19 protein-coding genes are annotated in these 16,076 nt (G+C 68.6%); 11 read left to right on the plus strand and 8 right to left on the minus strand.

Annotated features, from left to right (window positions below):
• The 4 genes from WBL06_RS13970 to WBL06_RS13985 form a co-directional block, all read right to left on the minus strand.
• Positions 1-864, minus strand: an 864-nt coding sequence (locus WBL06_RS13970) for a phosphate ABC transporter substrate-binding protein PstS (protein ID WP_424457056.1), incomplete at its 3' end; no start/stop codon positions are given.
• Between the two features lie 70 nt (positions 865-934).
• Positions 935-1,897: an NUDIX hydrolase gene (locus WBL06_RS13975; protein WP_424457058.1), complete on the minus strand. Its 963-nt coding sequence runs from the start codon at positions 1,895-1,897 to the stop codon at positions 935-937.
• Entirely contained in the window at positions 1,894-4,062 is a 2,169-nt protein-coding gene (locus tag WBL06_RS13980; RefSeq protein ID WP_424457059.1) for an RNA degradosome polyphosphate kinase, read from the minus strand. Before WBL06_RS13980 ends, WBL06_RS13975 begins: the two co-directional genes overlap by 4 nt.
• Before the next feature lie 223 nt (positions 4,063-4,285).
• On the minus strand, positions 4,286-4,969 hold the full coding sequence (locus WBL06_RS13985; RefSeq protein ID WP_424457060.1) for a winged helix-turn-helix domain-containing protein: 684 nt from the start codon (positions 4,967-4,969) through the stop codon (positions 4,286-4,288).
• A gap of 55 nt (positions 4,970-5,024) precedes the next feature.
• Between WBL06_RS13985 and WBL06_RS13990 the strand changes: the two genes are divergently transcribed.
• The 4 genes from WBL06_RS13990 (at position 5,025) to WBL06_RS14005 (ending at position 8,184) form a co-directional block, all read left to right on the plus strand.
• Complete coding sequence (locus tag WBL06_RS13990) at positions 5,025-5,306, plus strand: hypothetical protein (protein ID WP_424457061.1); 282 nt, start codon at positions 5,025-5,027, stop codon at positions 5,304-5,306.
• A gap of 124 nt (positions 5,307-5,430) precedes the next feature.
• Positions 5,431-6,030, plus strand: a complete 600-nt coding sequence (locus tag WBL06_RS13995; protein WP_424457062.1) for an FABP family protein — start codon at positions 5,431-5,433, stop codon at positions 6,028-6,030.
• Positions 6,023-7,078 carry a YgfZ/GcvT domain-containing protein gene (locus WBL06_RS14000; protein ID WP_424457064.1) on the plus strand — a complete coding sequence of 352 codons (1,056 nt, stop codon included), beginning with the start codon at positions 6,023-6,025 and terminating at the stop codon, positions 7,076-7,078. The genes WBL06_RS13995 and WBL06_RS14000 overlap by 8 nt, the downstream gene beginning before the upstream one ends.
• The gene (locus tag WBL06_RS14005; protein WP_424457065.1) at positions 7,075-8,184 is read left to right on the plus strand and encodes an FUSC family protein; all 1,110 of its coding nucleotides are present in this window, start codon (positions 7,075-7,077) and stop codon (positions 8,182-8,184) included. The genes WBL06_RS14000 and WBL06_RS14005 overlap by 4 nt, the downstream gene beginning before the upstream one ends.
• Here the strand turns inward: WBL06_RS14005 and WBL06_RS14010 are convergent.
• Positions 8,181-8,969 carry a class I SAM-dependent methyltransferase gene (locus WBL06_RS14010; RefSeq protein WP_424457067.1) on the minus strand — a complete coding sequence of 263 codons (789 nt, stop codon included), beginning with the start codon at positions 8,967-8,969 and terminating at the stop codon, positions 8,181-8,183. The two genes, WBL06_RS14005 and WBL06_RS14010, sit on opposite strands and share 4 nt — an antisense overlap.
• A 137-nt stretch (positions 8,970-9,106) precedes the next feature.
• On the opposite strand from WBL06_RS14010, the gene WBL06_RS14015 reads away from it, so the two are divergent.
• Genes WBL06_RS14015 through WBL06_RS14025 form a run of 3 tightly spaced genes read left to right on the plus strand, consistent with a single transcriptional unit; the run spans position 9,107 to position 10,552 of the window.
• A complete protein-coding gene (locus WBL06_RS14015; RefSeq protein ID WP_424457068.1) occupies positions 9,107-9,850 on the plus strand; it encodes a phosphoglyceromutase in 744 nt (247 codons plus the stop codon).
• A 58-nt stretch (positions 9,851-9,908) separates the two neighbouring features.
• Positions 9,909-10,166 (plus strand): AbrB/MazE/SpoVT family DNA-binding domain-containing protein, encoded by a 258-nt coding sequence (locus WBL06_RS14020; RefSeq protein ID WP_424457070.1) that lies wholly within the window; start codon positions 9,909-9,911, stop codon positions 10,164-10,166.
• On the plus strand, positions 10,163-10,552 hold the full coding sequence (locus WBL06_RS14025) for a PIN domain-containing protein (protein ID WP_424457071.1): 390 nt from the start codon (positions 10,163-10,165) through the stop codon (positions 10,550-10,552). The genes WBL06_RS14020 and WBL06_RS14025 overlap by 4 nt, the downstream gene beginning before the upstream one ends.
• 3 nt (positions 10,553-10,555) lie before the next feature.
• On the opposite strand, the gene phoU is transcribed toward WBL06_RS14025, so the two are convergent.
• Complete coding sequence (gene phoU, locus WBL06_RS14030; protein ID WP_424457073.1) at positions 10,556-11,209, minus strand: phosphate signaling complex protein PhoU; 654 nt, start codon at positions 11,207-11,209, stop codon at positions 10,556-10,558.
• Positions 11,210-11,375: 166 nt separating this feature from the next.
• On the opposite strand from phoU, the gene WBL06_RS14035 reads away from it, so the two are divergent.
• Together WBL06_RS14035 and WBL06_RS14040 are read left to right on the plus strand one after the other, a co-directional pair.
• The gene (locus tag WBL06_RS14035; RefSeq protein WP_424457074.1) at positions 11,376-12,548 is read left to right on the plus strand and encodes a sensor histidine kinase; all 1,173 of its coding nucleotides are present in this window, start codon (positions 11,376-11,378) and stop codon (positions 12,546-12,548) included.
• Complete coding sequence (locus WBL06_RS14040; protein ID WP_424457076.1) at positions 12,545-13,228, plus strand: response regulator; 684 nt, start codon at positions 12,545-12,547, stop codon at positions 13,226-13,228. Before WBL06_RS14035 ends, WBL06_RS14040 begins: the two co-directional genes overlap by 4 nt.
• A 3-nt stretch (positions 13,229-13,231) precedes the next feature.
• On the opposite strand, the gene WBL06_RS14045 is transcribed toward WBL06_RS14040, so the two are convergent.
• Positions 13,232-13,756: a hypothetical protein gene (locus WBL06_RS14045; protein ID WP_424457078.1), complete on the minus strand. Its 525-nt coding sequence runs from the start codon at positions 13,754-13,756 to the stop codon at positions 13,232-13,234.
• A 130-nt stretch (positions 13,757-13,886) separates the two neighbouring features.
• Between WBL06_RS14045 and WBL06_RS14050 the strand changes: the two genes are divergently transcribed.
• The gene (locus WBL06_RS14050; protein WP_191283440.1) at positions 13,887-14,369 is read left to right on the plus strand and encodes a CarD family transcriptional regulator; all 483 of its coding nucleotides are present in this window, start codon (positions 13,887-13,889) and stop codon (positions 14,367-14,369) included.
• A gap of 12 nt (positions 14,370-14,381) precedes the next feature.
• Positions 14,382-15,560 (plus strand): 2-C-methyl-D-erythritol 4-phosphate cytidylyltransferase, encoded by a 1,179-nt coding sequence (gene ispD, locus WBL06_RS14055; protein WP_424457079.1) that lies wholly within the window; start codon positions 14,382-14,384, stop codon positions 15,558-15,560.
• A gap of 26 nt (positions 15,561-15,586) precedes the next feature.
• On the opposite strand, the gene WBL06_RS14060 is transcribed toward ispD, so the two are convergent.
• Positions 15,587-16,057 carry a GNAT family N-acetyltransferase gene (locus WBL06_RS14060; protein WP_424457081.1) on the minus strand — a complete coding sequence of 157 codons (471 nt, stop codon included), beginning with the start codon at positions 16,055-16,057 and terminating at the stop codon, positions 15,587-15,589.
• Positions 16,058-16,076: the final 19 nt, after the last annotated feature.

Consider the following 16,076-nt stretch of genomic DNA (forward strand, 5'->3'; position numbering starts at 1 on the left):
CGCCAGGTCGTAGGGGCCGCGGCCCTCGACGAAGGTCGAGACGTCGACGATGGCCGACGCTGCCTCCGGCGAGTAGGGCACGTACTCGTCGCCCACCCGCACCGAGACGGTGCCGAGGTTTCCGGCCCGCGAAGCGTCGGCGTAGCCGATGGTTCCGGTGCCGTTGGTGACGGCATCGACGACACCCGACGTCTGCGGGGCCGCCTCGCCCGGATACTCCTCGGGCCACGAGTCCACGGCGCCGGCGGTCCACACCTCCGGAGCGTTCGCGGCGAGGTAGTCGGTGAAGTTCGCCGTCGTACCCGAGTCGTCGGCACGGTGCACGGCCGTGATCGTCAGGTCGGGGAGGTTCTCGTCGGGATTCTGCTCGGTGATCACCGAGTCGCTCCAGCTCGTGATGTCGCCCGTGAAGATACCCGCGATCGTCGCCGCGTCGAGGTCGAGCGACTCGATGCCCTCGAGATTGAAGATCACCGCGATGGGCGAGATCATGTTCGGGATCTCGACGATGCCGCTTCCCGGCACGCATCCCGCGAACTCGTCGGCTGCGACTTCGTCGTCGTTGAACGCCCGATCGGTGCCCGCGAACTGGCTGCCGCCGGCCGCGAACGTGTCTCGACCCCCGCCGGACCCGATCGGGTCGTACTCGACCGTGACGTCGGGGTTGGCGACCTGGAAGCCGAAGACCCACGCCTCCTGAGCCGACTGCTGGGCCGATGAACCGGCGCCGACGAGGGTACCGGAGAGATCGCTGTCCGTCTCCGGCAGATTCTGCTCATTGACGGCGCACGAACTCAAGCCGAGTGCTCCGATCAGGGCGATGGCGGCGATGGCGGCGATGCCGCCAGGGCGCTGGATGCTCAAGCTGGTGCCTTCCGGGAGGGGGTGCGTGTCCACCCTTCGCGATTTCGGTGAACGGGAGGTTAACGACCCGTCACACGGCGGGCCCGTGGATCTCGACCGCGACCAGTCCGCTGTCGGGCGCGTCGACCGGAACGTGGAGCACCGCGTACTCGCCCGTCGACAGCGATGCAGCCCGGTGCAGTCGGGTGCTGTCTGCGGTACCGGTAGCCCGCGCGACAGCATCGATGATCTGGGGCAGCACCGGGCCGTGGCTGCACAGCACCGTCGTCACCCGCTTCGCGAGGAGCTTCGCCACGACATCCCGCACCGCGTCGCCCCGTGAGGTGTAGGCATCCTGACTGATCTCGTCTCTCTGAGTCACCTCGAAGCCGGTCAGCCGCGACGCCGGCGCGATCGTCGTCGTGCACCGCACCGCGGTCGAGGAGATCAGCTTCGCGGGCCGGAACGCCGCGATGGCCGGCGCGACACTGAGCGCCTGCACCTCGCCTCGCGGCAGAAGCGGGCGGGTCGCGTCGGGTCCCGCCCAGTCCTGCGGAGGAGTGGCCTTGCCGTGCCGGAGCGCGATGATCGCGAAGGTGCGCGCACGGCCCTGTTCGTAGAGTTCGCCGAAGCGTTCGACGATGTCGAGATCGGCGGCGAAGCTGAGCTGTGCGCGGGCCTTCTTCAGGCTCATCCAGGTGAGTTGCTCGATCTCGTCGTTGGAGACGAAGGTCGAGTTGGCGATCGCGAGCGGGTCGACCTCGGCCGACCAGTAATAGACCTTCTTCTCGCGCCCGTTGGGCATCACGTACTCGACGATTCCCAGGGGCGCGCCGAGTCCCACGATGAGTCCGGTCTCTTCGGCGATCTCGCGCACGGCCGTCTCCGGCAGCGTCTCGCCCGGGTCGAGCTTTCCTTTCGGCAGCGAGGTGTCTGTGAGCCGCGTTCGATGCACGACGAGGACGCGCAGCTTCCCCTTGGGCGTGACTTTCCAGCACACCGCGCCGGCGGCGAGGATGGGGCCGCCGCCGCGCTGAGGCTCTCGAAGCGTCATCGCACCCCGGAGCGCTTGCGCGCCGCGATCTGCCTCATGAGCTCATTCTGGAGGTCGGGGAGCGGCTCGCCCGCGTCATTCCGGTCGTGGCGGTTCCACACCCCGTCGGAGCCGAGCCACCACGCCGACGTCTCGTCGGACATCGCGAGGTCGAACAGGCGCTGCAGCTCGTCGAGGTGTTCGGCTCGGGTGAGCCGGATGAGGGCCTCGACGCGCCGATCGAGGTTGCGGTGCATCATGTCGGCGCTGCCGATGAACACCTGCGGATCGCCGTCGTTCTCGAAGCGGAAGATGCGCGAGTGCTCCAGGTAGCGGCCGAGGATGCTGCGCACCCGGATGTTCTCGCTGAGCCCTTCGACTCCGGGGGTGAGCGAGCAGATGCCGCGCACCCAGATGTCGACCGGAACGCCGGACTGGCTGGCCCGGTAGAGTCCGTCGATGACGGCTTCGTCGACCATCGAGTTGACTTTGATGCGGATGCCGCTGGGTTTCCCGGCGCGAGCGTTCTCGGCCTCGCGGGCGATCTGCTTGAGCAGGCCCTTGCGCAGGTAGCGCGGGGCGACGAGCAACCGCTTGAACTTCTTCTCGATCGCGTAGCCGGAGAGCTCGTTGAACAGCCGGGTGAGGTCTTTGCCGACGGTGTCGTCGGCGGTCAACAGCCCGAGGTCTTCGTAGATGCGGCTCGTCTTCGGGTTGTAGTTGCCGGTGCCGATGTGGCTGTAGTGCCGCAGGCGGCCGCCCTCCTGGCGGATCACGAGAGCGAGCTTGCTGTGCGTCTTGAGCCCCACGAGACCGTAGACCACGTGCACCCCGGCCTTCTCGAGCTTGCGCGCCCAGCCGATGTTGGCTTGCTCGTCGAAGCGGGCCTTGATCTCGACGAGGGCGAGCACGGCTTTGCCGGCTTCCGCGGCGTCGATGAGCGCCTCGACGATCGGACTGTCACCCGAGGTGCGGTAGAGGGTCTGCTTGATGGCGAGCACGTCCGGGTCGAGAGCGGCCTGCTCGATGAACGTTTGCACGCTCGTTGCGAACGACTCGTAGGGGTGGTGCAACAGGATGTCGCCGCGGGAGATCGAGGCGAAGACATCCGGTCGCTCATTCGGTTCGGTCGGCAGCAGGTTGACGCTGGTCGTGGGCACGTGCCGCGGGTACTTCAGCGCGGGCTTGTCGATCCGCGTGACCTCGAAAAGCCCCGAGAGGTCAAGGGGTGCCGGCAGCCGATAGACCTCCTGCTCGGTGATCTGCAGCTCCGACATGAGCAGTCCGAGGGTGACCTCATCCATGTCGTCGGTGATCTCGAGGCGGATGGGCGGGCCGAACCGGCGGCGCTGCAGCTCTTTCTCGAGGGCGTTGATGAGGTTCTCGGCGTCGTCTTCCTCGACCTCGACGTCTTCATTGCGCGTCACCCGGAACTCGTGGTGCTCGAGCACCTCCATGCCGGGGAACAGCTCCTCCAGATGGTTGGAGATCAGGTCTTCGAGCGGGATGAAGCGCAGCACGCCGGTGCCGGCGTCGGGCAGCTTCACGAAGCGCGGCAGGTTCGTCGGCACCTTGAGCCGCGCGAACTCCTCCTTGCCGGTCTTCGGGTTGCGCACCCGGATCGAGAGGTTGAGCGACAGGCCCGAGATGTACGGGAAGGGGTGCGCCGGATCGACAGCGAGGGGCATCAGCACCGGGAAGATCTGACCAGAGAAGGTCTCGTCGAGGGTCACGCGGTCGCGCTCGTCGAGGTCACTCCAATGCTCGACGTGGATGCCGGCGTCATCGAGGAGGGGTTTCAGAGCCTGGAAGGCCTGAGCGTGGCGTTCCTGCAGCTCGTGTGCACGCCGACCGACATCGGCGAGAACGTCGAGGGGAGCCCGGCCGATGTTGGTCGGCACGGCGATGCCGGTCGCGATGCGGCGCTTGAGCCCCGCGACGCGCACCATGAAGAACTCGTCGAGGTTGCTGGCGAAGATCGCGAGGAAGTTGGCCCGTTCGAGCAACGGCAGCGTGTCATCCTCGGCGAGCTCGAGCACGCGCTGATTGAACGCCAGCCAGGAGAGTTCCCGGTCGAGGAAGCGATCGCCGGGCAGTTCGCTGTCGTCGATGAACATCGGCTCGGCCTCGTAGTCGTCGAGCAGGTCGGCGGCGATCGTGGCATCGCCGAGCGGGCTGTCCTCCATCCGCCCATCATTCCAGGGTCCGTGTGAACGGTGGATGAACGGCCCTCACGCCGCGGCGAGCCCGGGCCTGTCCGCGTGATCGACTTTCCGTTTTCAGGAAGATGTGTTGCCAGAGTCAAAGAAGTCAGCTGAAGTGGTCTCACCAGCCACTCCTGAAACATCCACACCACATGTTCCTGAAAACGGAAAGGTGCACGACGACCTGAAGGAAGTCGGCGGGCGATCAGGGGACGGGGGCGAGGCGGTCTTCGTCTTCGTAGACGTTGAAGCGATAGCCGACGTTGCGTACCGTGCCGATGAGCGACTCGAGATCGCCGAGTTTCGCGCGGAGGCGACGCACGTGCACGTCGACCGTGCGGGTGCCGCCGAAGTAGTCGTAGCCCCACACCTCGCTGAGCAGCTGCTCACGGGTGAAGACGCGCGACGGGTGGGTCGCGAAGAAGCGCAACAGCTCGAACTCCTTGAAGGTGAGGTCGAGCGGGCGACCGTGCACCTTCGCCGAGTACGACGCCTCATCGATGACGACGCCGGACGCCTGGATCTTCGACCCCGTCTTCTCTTGCGCGAGGCGCCCGATGACAAGTCGGATGCGGGCATCCACTTCGGCCGGCCCCGCTGTCTCGAGGATGACGTCGTCGACTCCCCAGTCGGCCGAGACCGCCGTCAGCCCGCCCTCGGTGAGAACCAGGACGAGCGGAACCGTGACGCCGGTGGTGGTGAGGATCTTGCACAGCGACTTCGCGCTCGCCAGGTCTTGCCGGGCGTCGATGAAGATGAGGTCGGCGGTCGGGGCATTGATCAGCGCGGCCGGTTCGGCGGGGATCGAGCGGGTGCGGTGGGAGAGCAGTCCGAGGGCGGGCAGAACGTCACCTTCGACCGCTGAGGTCAGGATCAGCAACTGGGCCACGCGGGAGTCCTCCAAAACGCCTACCCGACAGTGTACGGACACCTACGATTGACTCGTGTCCGCCCGATCCCGCAGCGTCCCGCCCGTCTGGCTCGCCGCGCTCGTCGGAGCCGTCCTTGTCGGGTCGTTCGCGGGCGACCGGTTCCTCACCTGGATTCCCGTCGTGGCGGCCGCCGCCGTGTTGCTGACGTTCGTGATCCAGCTCTCGCTGCAGCGCAAAGAGGGTCTGGTGAACCGCATCATCGCGAGCGTCGGCGGTGTGCTCGTCATCCTCGCCGTGACGACGGTGGTGCTCGTCCTGCTCTATCCCGCCTCGCTCGATAGGCTGATCGCATGATGCTCGCCCTGGAACTCTTCTTCATCGGGCTCCTCGGGCTCGCGGTGCTCGCCATCGGTTTCGTCTCGCTGGTCGTGCTCTACAACCTGTTCCGCGGCCAGCGCTGAATTCCCGGGGAGTAGCGATGTTCGACATCGACGCCTCCCTGCCGGCGGAGGTCATCCCGCTGTCGTGGCTGCTCGGGGTATGGGAGGGCACCGGCGTCCTCGCCTACCGGCACGGTGAGGATGTGCGCGAGCATGAGTTCGGCCAACGTGTCGCGTTCACCCAGGACGGCGGGCCCCACGTGCAGTACGCCTGCTCGACCTGGTTGCTCGGCGACGATGCGCACGGCATCCTCTTCTCCGAGATCGGCTACTGGCGCCTCAGTCGACCGCTCGGTACCGCCGACCCCGGCCCCGGGATGCTGCCGGGCGTCGGAGATCCGGTGTTCACCACCTCCGAGGCGGTCGAAACCCTGCGCAACGCGGCCGGATCGTTCGACGTCGAGGTGTCGATCCTCCAGCCGGGCGGGGTGAGCGAGCTCTATCTCGGTACCGTCGACGGGCCCCGCATCGACCTCGGCACCGACGCCGTCGTGCGCTCGGCGACCGCGAAGGAGTACGCGGCAGCGACCCGCCTCTACGGGCTCGTCGACGACCACTTGCTGTGGGCCTGGGACATCGCCGCTCTCGGGCAAGACCTGCGCACCCACGCCTCCGGAAGGTTGGCTCGAGTTGACTAGCTTCTTTTCCGTTCGAGAAGGCGCCGTCGGCGACCCGCCTCAGCACTACGGCTCACCGCTCGCCGAGCAGCGCGAACTGGCCGCCGGGCGCGCCGTCGTCGATCTCTCCGATCGGGATGCCGTCACCGTCACGGGCCCCGACCGGCTCAGCTGGCTCGACTCGCTGCTCTCGCAGCATCTGGCACGACTGAACCCCGGCGAGTCGGCCGAGGCGCTGCTGCTCGACCCGAGCGGTCGCATCGAGTACGCGGCTCGCGTGGTCGACGACGGCGAGACCGCGTGGCTGCTGATGGATGCCGGCACCGGCGCCGGGCTGGCCGCATTCCTCGAGCGGATGCGGTTCATGTTGCGTGTCGAGGTCGCCGATCGCTCGGCCGAGTTCGCGACCGTCGGCACTCTGGGCAAACCCGTCGGCGGCGTCGTCACCTGGCGCGACCCGTGGCGTGAGGTCGTCGCCGGGGGCCACCAGTACGCCACCGTTTCGGATCACCCCGGCGCCGCATGGACGTACTCCGAGACCCTGGTGCCGCGCGACGCGCTCGATGCGTTTGCCGACCGGCCGGCGGCCGGCATCCTCGCCCTCGAAGCGCTGCGCATCGCCGCCTGGCGGCCTCGCGCGGCGACCGAGCTCGACGGGACCGCGATCCCGCACGAGTTCGACTGGATGCGCTCCGCCGTGCACCTCGCGAAGGGCTGCTACCGCGGGCAGGAGACGGTCGCCAAGGTGCACAACCTCGGGCACCCGCCGCGGCGGCTGGTGATGCTGCACCTCGACGGGTCCGATAACGTCGCGGTCGCCGCCGGCGATGAGGTGCACGCGGGCGAGAAGGTCGTCGGTCGGGTCACCGCCGCGGCCACGCACTACGAGTTGGGTCCGATCGCGCTCGCGGTCGTGCGGCGGGCGACGGATCCGGCCGAGCCCCTCACCGTCGCCGCCGCAGACGGGATGGTCGCGGCGACGCAGGAGATCATCGTGCCGACCGACGCCGGCGCCGAAGCAGACGTGCCGCGGCTGCCTCGGCTGGGTGCGGTTCGGCGCGACGGATGACCGCACCCGACGACGGGGCGTTGCGCCGGCTCGAACGCCGCATTGCGATGCGCGCACGTCTGCGCGACTCGGGCGGTCGCGTGGTGGGGTCGCTGCCCGCGATCATCCAGATCATCGTCGCGGTGGTGATCTCCTACTCGATCGCCCACTGGATGCTCGGCCACGAGGTACCGGTGCTCGCCATCACCGTCACCATCACCTCGCTCGGCTTGACGCGGGATGCTCGGCCGCGTCGGGTCGCCGAGAGCCTGCTCGGCATCGTGCTCGGCGTCGCGGTGAGCGAATCGATCACCCTGCTGGTGGGCAGCGGCGTCTGGCAGCTCGCGGTCGTGCTGCTCGTCGTGTTCGTCATCGGCCGGTTCGTGTCACCGAATCCGCAGTTCGCCGTCGTCGCGGCGATCCCCTCCGCGATCGTCGTCGTGCTTCCCGCGGGGGGCAGCCCGTTCGAGGTCATCCTCGACGCCGTCATCGCCGGAGTCGTCGCCCTGCTGGTGACCGCGCTCATCCCCCGCAATCCGGGGCGCGCCGCGGCTCGCGACCGTCACGCGATCTTTGCGGTACTCACCGAATCTGCGGCGTCGATCGCCCGATCCCTGCGCGACGGCGACGAGGCGGCCGGCGAACTCGCGCTGTCCCGCCTGCGCCGGGCCGCCCCGCTCTTCGACGCCTGGAAGCAGTCGCTCGACACCGCCATCGCGGTGGCCCGCGTCTCGCCGTTCCTCCGCGGCCGGCTGCCCGATCTGCGCCGCAACGGCCAGGCCGTCGACGCCGTCGACTTCGCGATCCGCCACCTGCGCATGATCGCCCGCCGCTGCACCTATCTGGTACGTGACGGCATCCCCCGCCCTGGTCTCGCCGACGCGCTGACGACCGTGGCGACCGGGGTGCGGCTGCTCGGCGAAGAGCTGCAGGATCCGCAAGCTGCCGGTGCCGCCCGGTCGCTGCTCACCGGCCTCGCCCGACGTCTCGACCCGGTCACGCTGATGCCCGAGGCAGGTCTGGCCGACGCATCCGCACTGCTGTTGCTGCGCCCGCTCGTCGTCGATGTGCTGGTCGGCACCGGCATGCCGCACGACGAGGCGCGCGACCTGCTGCCTCCGATCTAGCCGGGCGCGACGGCATCCCAGTCGACGGTGAGCTCGCCGAGTCGCCAGCGCGCCCGCGTGCCGCGCACCGGCCATCCCGCCTCGCGGAGGGAGGCGACGACCGCCAGCCAGCGTTGCGTCGGCCCGTACACCCCGAGGGGCGCGTGCGTCGCCCAGAGGCGGTCGAGCGCGCCGAGCAGCTCGTGGATGCGTTCGCCCGCGACATTGCGGTGGATGAGGGCCTTCGGCAGCCGTTCGGCGACGATCGACGGGGTTTCGAGGCCGGCGAGCCGAAGCGAGATGGTCAACGTGCGCGGGCCTGCGAGCTCGAGCCCGACCCAGGATGCGATGCGGCCGATCTCGTCGCAGGTGCCCTCGACGAGCAACCCGCCCGGCTGAAGCCGTCCGCACATCGTGGCCCAGGCATCCGCCACCTCGGTTTCGTCGTACTGCCGCAGCACGTTGAGGGCACGGATGACGGCGGCCGCGCGATTCCCGGGCAGCGGCACCTCGAACCCGCCGAGGCGGAACTCGACTCCGTCGCGCGTCGCGGCGTTCGCCGCTCGCACCCGCTGCGGGTCGATCTCGATGCCGACGACCTTCACGTCGGGCCGCGCGGCAGCGAGCCGGTCGCGCAGCTCGAGCGTCGTCGTGGCACTGGCCCCGTACCCGAGGTCAACCACGAGCGGGTCGTCGGCGGTGCGGATGACTGGCTGCGCAGCGATCCACCTGTCGACGCGCCGCAGCCGGTTCACGTTGGTCGTGCCCCGCGTGATGCGCCCTCGGGGTGCTTCCGCGCGCGCCATCCCCCGATTCTCTCTGCTCGAACGTGCGCGGATCAGGATGGCCGCGCCGCGCAGGGCGACCGCCGCGCGAATTCACCCGGATCTCCTGATCCGCGCACGGTGGGAGGGGGTTGGCGTGCCTGGATAGGCTGGAGCGCATGTCGACGCTCATCTTGCTCCGCCACGGAATCTCCGACTGGAACACCAAGAATCTGTTCACGGGTTGGGTCGATGTACGGCTCACGGAACAGGGCGTCGCTGAAGCCAAGCGTGCCGGCGAACTGCTCGCCGAGTCGGGGCTCAAACCCGGCATCCTCTACACCAGCGTGCTCACTCGCGCGATCCAGACCGCCAACCTCGCCCTCGACGTCGCCGATCGCGCCTGGATCCCGGTGAAGCGGTCGTGGCGGCTCAACGAACGCCACTACGGCTCGCTCCAGGGGCTCGACAAGGCCGAGACGCTCGCAAAGTACGGCGAAGAGCAGTTCATGACCTGGCGTCGCTCGTTCGACGTGCCGCCGCCCCCGCTCGCCGACGACGCGGAATGGTCGCAGTTCGGCGACGAGCGCTACGCCGACATCCCGGATGCCGACTTCCCCCGCACCGAGAGCCTGAAACTCGTGATCGACCGGATGCTGCCCTATTGGGAGTCGGACATCACGAAGGATCTGGCCGCAGGTAAGACGGTGCTCGTCACGGCGCACGGCAACTCGCTGCGCGCGCTCGTGAAGCACCTCGACGGCATCCCCGACGATGAGATCGCGGCGCTCAACATCCCGACCGGCATCCCGCTGGTCTACGAGCTGGATGACTCCTTCCGCCCGACCGCGCCGGCGCGCTACCTCGACCCGGAGGCCGCTGCTGCGGGTGCGGCCGCCGTCGCAGCGCAGGGCAAGAAGTAGGCCGGTGACGAGCGCCTTACCTATGGGTAAGGATGCCGCGTCGAGGTAAGATCGGGCCATGCCGACCGCAACCGTCACGAGCAAGGGTCAGATCACGATTCCCGTCGAGGTGCGCGAGCGCCTGGGGATCAGGACGGGCACCCGGGTCGAGTTCGTCGTGCGAGATGACGGGATCGTCGAGTTCCTGCCGGCAACGCGGTCGATTCGCGAGCTGGCCGGACTGCTTAAGGATGACGGCCGGCCGATGACTCTCGAGGAGATGGACGAGGCCATCGCAGCCCATGTCGTCGAGGAGGACGAGCGGAGCCGCCGATGATCGGCGTCGACACGAACGTGCTCCTGCGGTACCTCCTCGACGACGATCCTCGGCAGTCGCCGCAGGCAGCGGCCTTCTTCGAGGCGCGATCGGAGAAGGATCCGGCCTTCGTTTCCCTCGTCGCCGTCGTGGAAGCCGTCTGGACCCTCCGAGCCCGAGAACGGATGTCGTCGGACCGCGTCGCGCAGGCTCTCCGCGCGCTGCTGTCCGCCCGGGAGATCGTGGTGCAGGCGCCCGAGCTCGTGCGGCGGGCCATCCGCGACTCCGAAGAACACGGCACCGATCTGGCCGACGCCGTCATCGCCGGGCTCGGCATCGACGCCGACTACACGGTCACCTTCGACAAGAAGGCGGGCGCGCTCGCCGGGATGCAGGAGCTGGCCTGACCGCTAGCTGTCGGAGGGGACCCAGTCGCCCGTCGCGAGGTACTGCACCTTCTTGGCGATCGACACGGCGTGGTCGGCGAAACGCTCGTGATAGCGCGAGGCGAGGGTCGAGTCGACGGTGTCGACCGCCTCGCCCTTCCAGCTCTCGCCGAGCACGGTGTCGAAGACCGAGAGATGGAGGGCATCCACCTTGTCGTCTTCGTTGCGGATCGCTTCGGCGATCGCGGTGTCCTGGGTGCGCAACAGCTCGGTCAACATCTGGGCGATCTCGACATCCAGCCGACCCATCTCGACGAAGGTCGGACGCAGCTTCTTGGGCACGACCTTCTCGGGGAAGCGGTAGCGCGCGAGCTGTGCGATGTGGGTCGACATGTCGCCCATGCGCTCAAGCGACGCGCTGATGCGCAGCGCGCTGACGACGATGCGCAGGTCGCGGGCGACCGGCTGCTGGCGGGCGAGGATCTGGATGGCGAGCTCGTCGAGTTCGTAAGCCGCAATGTCGATGCGGTCGTCCTCGGCGATGACGTCTTCGGCGAGCGCGACGTTCGACTCGTTGAACGCCTGGGTGGCCTTCGCGATCGATTCGGCCACGAGGGATGCGATCTCGACCAGCCGGTCCTGCACCTCGCGCAGCTCCTGCTGGAATACCTCGCGCATTCGAATCCTCATTTCTGGCAGGCAGCGTCGAGCAGCCCGGCCAACAGCCACGCTGCCCCCACCAGGTTAACGGCCGGTGTCGAACGACTGAACGTTCGGCGGCCGCAGCCCGGTCTATCGGCAAACCGTTCGGTCACGGTGTCGTGGTGCGCCCTAATCTAGTCGCATGGACCAGGCCTGGCTCGTGCCGGTCGCGATCGTGTTCGGATTCGTGCTCGGAGCGGGCGCGGTCGTCGCGGTCGTCGCCGCCCACCGCCGCGGGCAACGCGCGGTAGCCGTGGCGACCCCGACGGTTCCCGAAGGCGCCGACGAGGTCATCGACTCACTCGAGTCGGCCGGTATCGTGCTCGACGCCTCGAACAATGTGCTCAAAGCCTCCACCGGCGCGCTGGCCTTCGGCTTGGTGTGGAACCAGGCGCTCGTGCATCCGGAACTCGTCGCCCTCGTCGACCAGGTTCGGCGCAGCGGCGACCCGATCGGCCGCGAACTGCACCTGTCGCGCGGGCCGTTCGGCGAGGCATCCATCTATGTCTTCGTGCGGGTCGCTCCGCTCGGCACCCGCTTCGTGCTCGTGCTCGCCGAGGATCGCACCGAGTCGTACCGGCTCGAGGATGTGCGTCGCGATTTCGTCGCCAACGTGAGCCACGAGCTGAAGACCCCGATCGGGGCGGTGAGCTTGCTCGCCGAGGCGCTCGAATCCGCCGCGAAAGAGCCGGATGAGGTCAAGCGGTTCGCGAAGCGCCTCTCGATCGAAGCCGAGCGGCTCGCGCGCATCACCCACGAGATCATCGAGCTGAGCCGGCTCCAGGCCTCAGACGTGCTGCAGGAAGCCGCCACGGTCGACGTGGATGCCGTCATCGCGCAAGCGGTCGACCGCAACCGGGTCGCGGCGGAGAAGCACGGCATCGCTCTCGTGTCCGGGGGCGACGCGGGTTCGGAGGTCTTCGGTGACGCAGGTCTGCTGGTCACCGCTGTCCACAACCTCATCGCCAACGCGATCCAGTACTCGCCCGACAACTCCCGGGTCGGCATCGGGGTGAGCCATTCGGACGGAATCGTCGAGATCGCCGTGACCGATCAGGGCGTCGGCATCCCGGAATCGGAGCGCGATCGCGTGTTCGAGCGCTTCTTCCGCGTTGACGCTGCGCGCAGCCGCAACACCGGCGGCACCGGCCTCGGCCTCGCCATCGTCAAGCACGTCGTGCAGAACCATGGCGGCGACGTGCGGGTGTGGTCGCATCCCGGCAGCGGCTCGACGTTCACCATCCGCCTGCCCGAAGCAGCCGCGGGCCCCGCGGGCCCGCGATTCCACCCCCTCACTCTCGGAGCCACCACGTGACGCGCATCCTCATCGTCGAAGACGAGCCCTCCCTCTCGGAGCCGCTCGCGTTCCTGCTGCGGAAGGAGGGATACGACATCGAGGTCACCGAAGACGGCCGAGCCGCGCTCGCCGCGTTCGATCGCGCGGGCGCCGACCTCGTGCTGCTCGACCTGATGCTGCCGGGACTCTCGGGCACCGAGGTGTGCCGAGAGCTGCGGTCGCGCTCCACGGTGCCGATCATCATGCTCACCGCGAAAGACAGCGAAGTGGACATCGTCGTCGGCCTCGAACTCGGGGCGGATGACTACGTCACGAAGCCCTACTCGTCGCGGGAGCTGCTGGCCCGCATCCGAGCCGTGCTGCGCCGCCGCACCGAGGTCGACGACGGCGACGACCACGGCGTCGTCGAGGTCGGCACGGTGCGCATGGACACCGAGCGGCACTCGGTCGCGGTGCGTGGCGCCGAGGTGGCGATGCCGCTCAAGGAGTTCGAACTGCTCGAACTGCTGATGCGCAACGCCGGGAGGGTGCTCACCCGCGGGCAACTGATCGACCGGGTCTGGGGGTCGGACTACTTCGGCGACACCAAGACGCTCGATGTGCACATCAAGCGGATCCGATCGAAGATCGAAGACGAACCCTCCGAGCCGAAGCTGCTGCTTACCGTTCGCGGCCTGGGCTACCGCTTCGAGGGGTAGCGCCTACGGGGTCGGCGACGGCTCGGGGGTCGCGGTGACCGTCGGAGTCGGCGTGGGCGTCGGAGTCGGCAGCAGGCCCTCGTACTGCTCGAGCGCGGTGTCGAGCACCGGAACGTCGATCTGCTTGCCCGGGGTGTCGCCGTACTGGAAGTAGATCGCCAGCAGTGATCCCGCGAGCGCGTCGATGCCGGGCAGGAAGACCTGTCCCTCGGCTCCACCCAGGTACACGGTCTCGCCGGCGGGCACTTCGACGACGACGTCGACCTTCTCGCCGCCGGACTGGTATTGCAGCTTGAGGTCGACATCGCTGTCACCGGAGTTGGCGGCCGCGGCGAAGAAGTTGCCGTTCTCGCCATCGTCGGTGAAGACGATCGCGTTGAGCACGCGGATGTCGCCGACGGTCACACTCACGCCATCACTGGAGTCATACGGCTTCTGAGTCTGCGGCGTATTGAAGACGCTGCAGGCGCTCAGGCCCACCGCGAGGACGAAGGCGGCGACGATCGAAGCTCCGGTACGAACTCTCACTGCGACCCTTCCGGTCGTTGTCTTTCAGGTGCCTGCTCAGCCTAGCGGCGCGCGGGCCCGGGTCGGACTCGGCCGGGCTGACGCCCGGCTCGCCGTGGTAGACTGGCTGGTCTGCGGAAGGAACAACTCCATGCTTTTTGAGGTCGGCGAAACCGTCGTTTACCCCCACCATGGCGCCGCGACGATCATCGAGGTCAAGAACCGCGTCATTCGTGGTGAAGAGAAGCTGTACCTGAAGCTCAACGTCACCCAGGGCGATCTGACCATCGAGGTCCCCGCCGACAACGTCGATCTCGTCGGCGTCCGTGACGTCATCGGCAAGGAGGGGCTCGACCGGGTGTTCGAGGTGCTGCGTGCCCCGTTCACCGAAGAGCCCACCAACTGGAGCCGCCGCTACAAGGCCAACCTCGAGAAGCTCGCGTCGGGCGATGTCATCAAGGTCTCCGAGGTCGTGCGCGACCTGTGGCGTCGTGACCAGGACCGCGGCCTGTCAGCGGGCGAGAAGCGGATGCTCGCGAAGGCTCGCCAGATCCTGATCTCCGAGCTCGCGCTCGCCGAGAAGACCGACGAAGAGAAGGCCTCGACGGTTCTCGACGAGGTTCTCGCCTCCTAGCGGTCGCTTGCCATGACCCCGGCGCTCGGGATCGTCGTCGTCGCTGCGGGCAGCGGCAGCCGCTTGGGCGGCTCCGATCCGAAGGCGTTCGTCGCTGTGCGCGGCGTGCCGATCCTCGAGCGCGCGTTGCGCGGGGTGTTCGACTCGGTCGAGCCCGCCCACGTGGTGATCGTCGCGCCGGCGTCGCACCTCAAGGCGGCCCGGGGGATCGCGGATCGCGTCGCGGGAGCGGCATCCGATTCGGTATCCGTCGTCGCGGGTGACGCGACGCGGCAGGGTTCCGTCGCCGCGGGCCTCGCCGCCCTGCCGGCGGGCGTCGACACGGTGCTCGTGCACGACGCCGCCCGTGCGCTGACTCCTGCCGCCCTCTTCGACCGGGTCACCCGGGCGGTGCGGGCGACGGGCGGCGGCGTCATCCCGGCGTTACCCGTGACCGACACGGTGAAACGCGTGGGGGCGGATGCCGCGGTGCTCGGCACTGTCGACCGCAGCGATCTGGTGCACGTGCAGACCCCGCAGGGCTTTCCGCGGGCCGACCTCGTGGCCGCCTACGCCAGCGCGAGCGAGGAGGCAGCGCCCGTCGAATACACCGACGACGCCGCTCTGTTCGCCGCATCCGGTCGTGCCGTGACCGTCGTCGAGGGCGAGGCGCGCGCCTTCAAGATCACCACGCCATGGGATCTGCGCCGCGCCGAGAACGTCCTCGGCGCCCAGACGGCGGGGCTGCGCACCGGCATGGGAATCGACGTGCACGCCTACGACGAAGAGGCCCCGCTCTGGCTCGGCGGCCTCTACTGGACCGGCGAGCCGGGCCTGGCGGGGCACAGTGACGGGGATGCCGTGCTGCACGCCATCTGCGACGCCCTGCTCTCGGCGGCGGGGCTCGGCGACGTCGGCAGCCGCTTCGGCACGACCGACCCGCGCTTCGCCGGCGCCGCGAGCGAGGTCTTCGTGCGGGAGACGCTTGCCGTGGTGGACGGTGCCGGGTTCGCGGTCGTCAACGTCGCGGTGCAGCTCGTCGCCACGCGGCCGAAGATCGCGCCCCGCCGCAGTGAGCTTGAAGCGCACCTGTCGAGCCTCGTCGGGGCTCCCGTAACGATCGGGGCGACCACGAGCGACGGCCTGGGGTTCACCGGCCGCGGCGAAGGTGTCGCGGCGATCGCGACCGCGTTGCTGTCGGCATCCGCCTGAGGGTCTCGACACGCGCGCGTTGCGCGCTACTCGACCACCGAGAGCGTCATGAAGACGGAGAAGGGGTTCTCGGGGTAGTCGCCGAAGGGGCCGCACTCGGTGAACCCTTCGCTCGCGTAGAGGCGGAGGGCGGGCTGGAAGTCGTCGGTGCTGCCGGTCTCGAGCCACAGCGTGCGCATCCCGCGGCTGCGTGCTTCGGCGATCAGGTGCTGCAACATCGCACGGCCGGCACCGGTTCCGAGGTGGGTGTCGGCGACCCGCATCGACTTCAGCTCGCCGTTCATGTCGTCGAGCGACCTCAGGGCGCCGATCGCGACGAGGTGGTCCCCGCGCCATCCCGACCAGAACGTGACCGCAGGGTCGCGCAGCCCGTCGATGTCGAGAGCAAAAACGCTCTCGGCGGGACTCGTGGCGTGCATTCCGGTGAGATGACGCGAGACGAGTTCGCGGGTGGCGCCCCCACTCAAGTCGTCGACGCGGAAGACGAGCTGGGACACGGGTAACAGCGTAGAGGCG

The organism is Pseudolysinimonas sp., assembly GCF_049651805.1.
Taxonomy (GTDB): domain Bacteria; phylum Actinomycetota; class Actinomycetes; order Actinomycetales; family Microbacteriaceae; genus Pseudolysinimonas_A.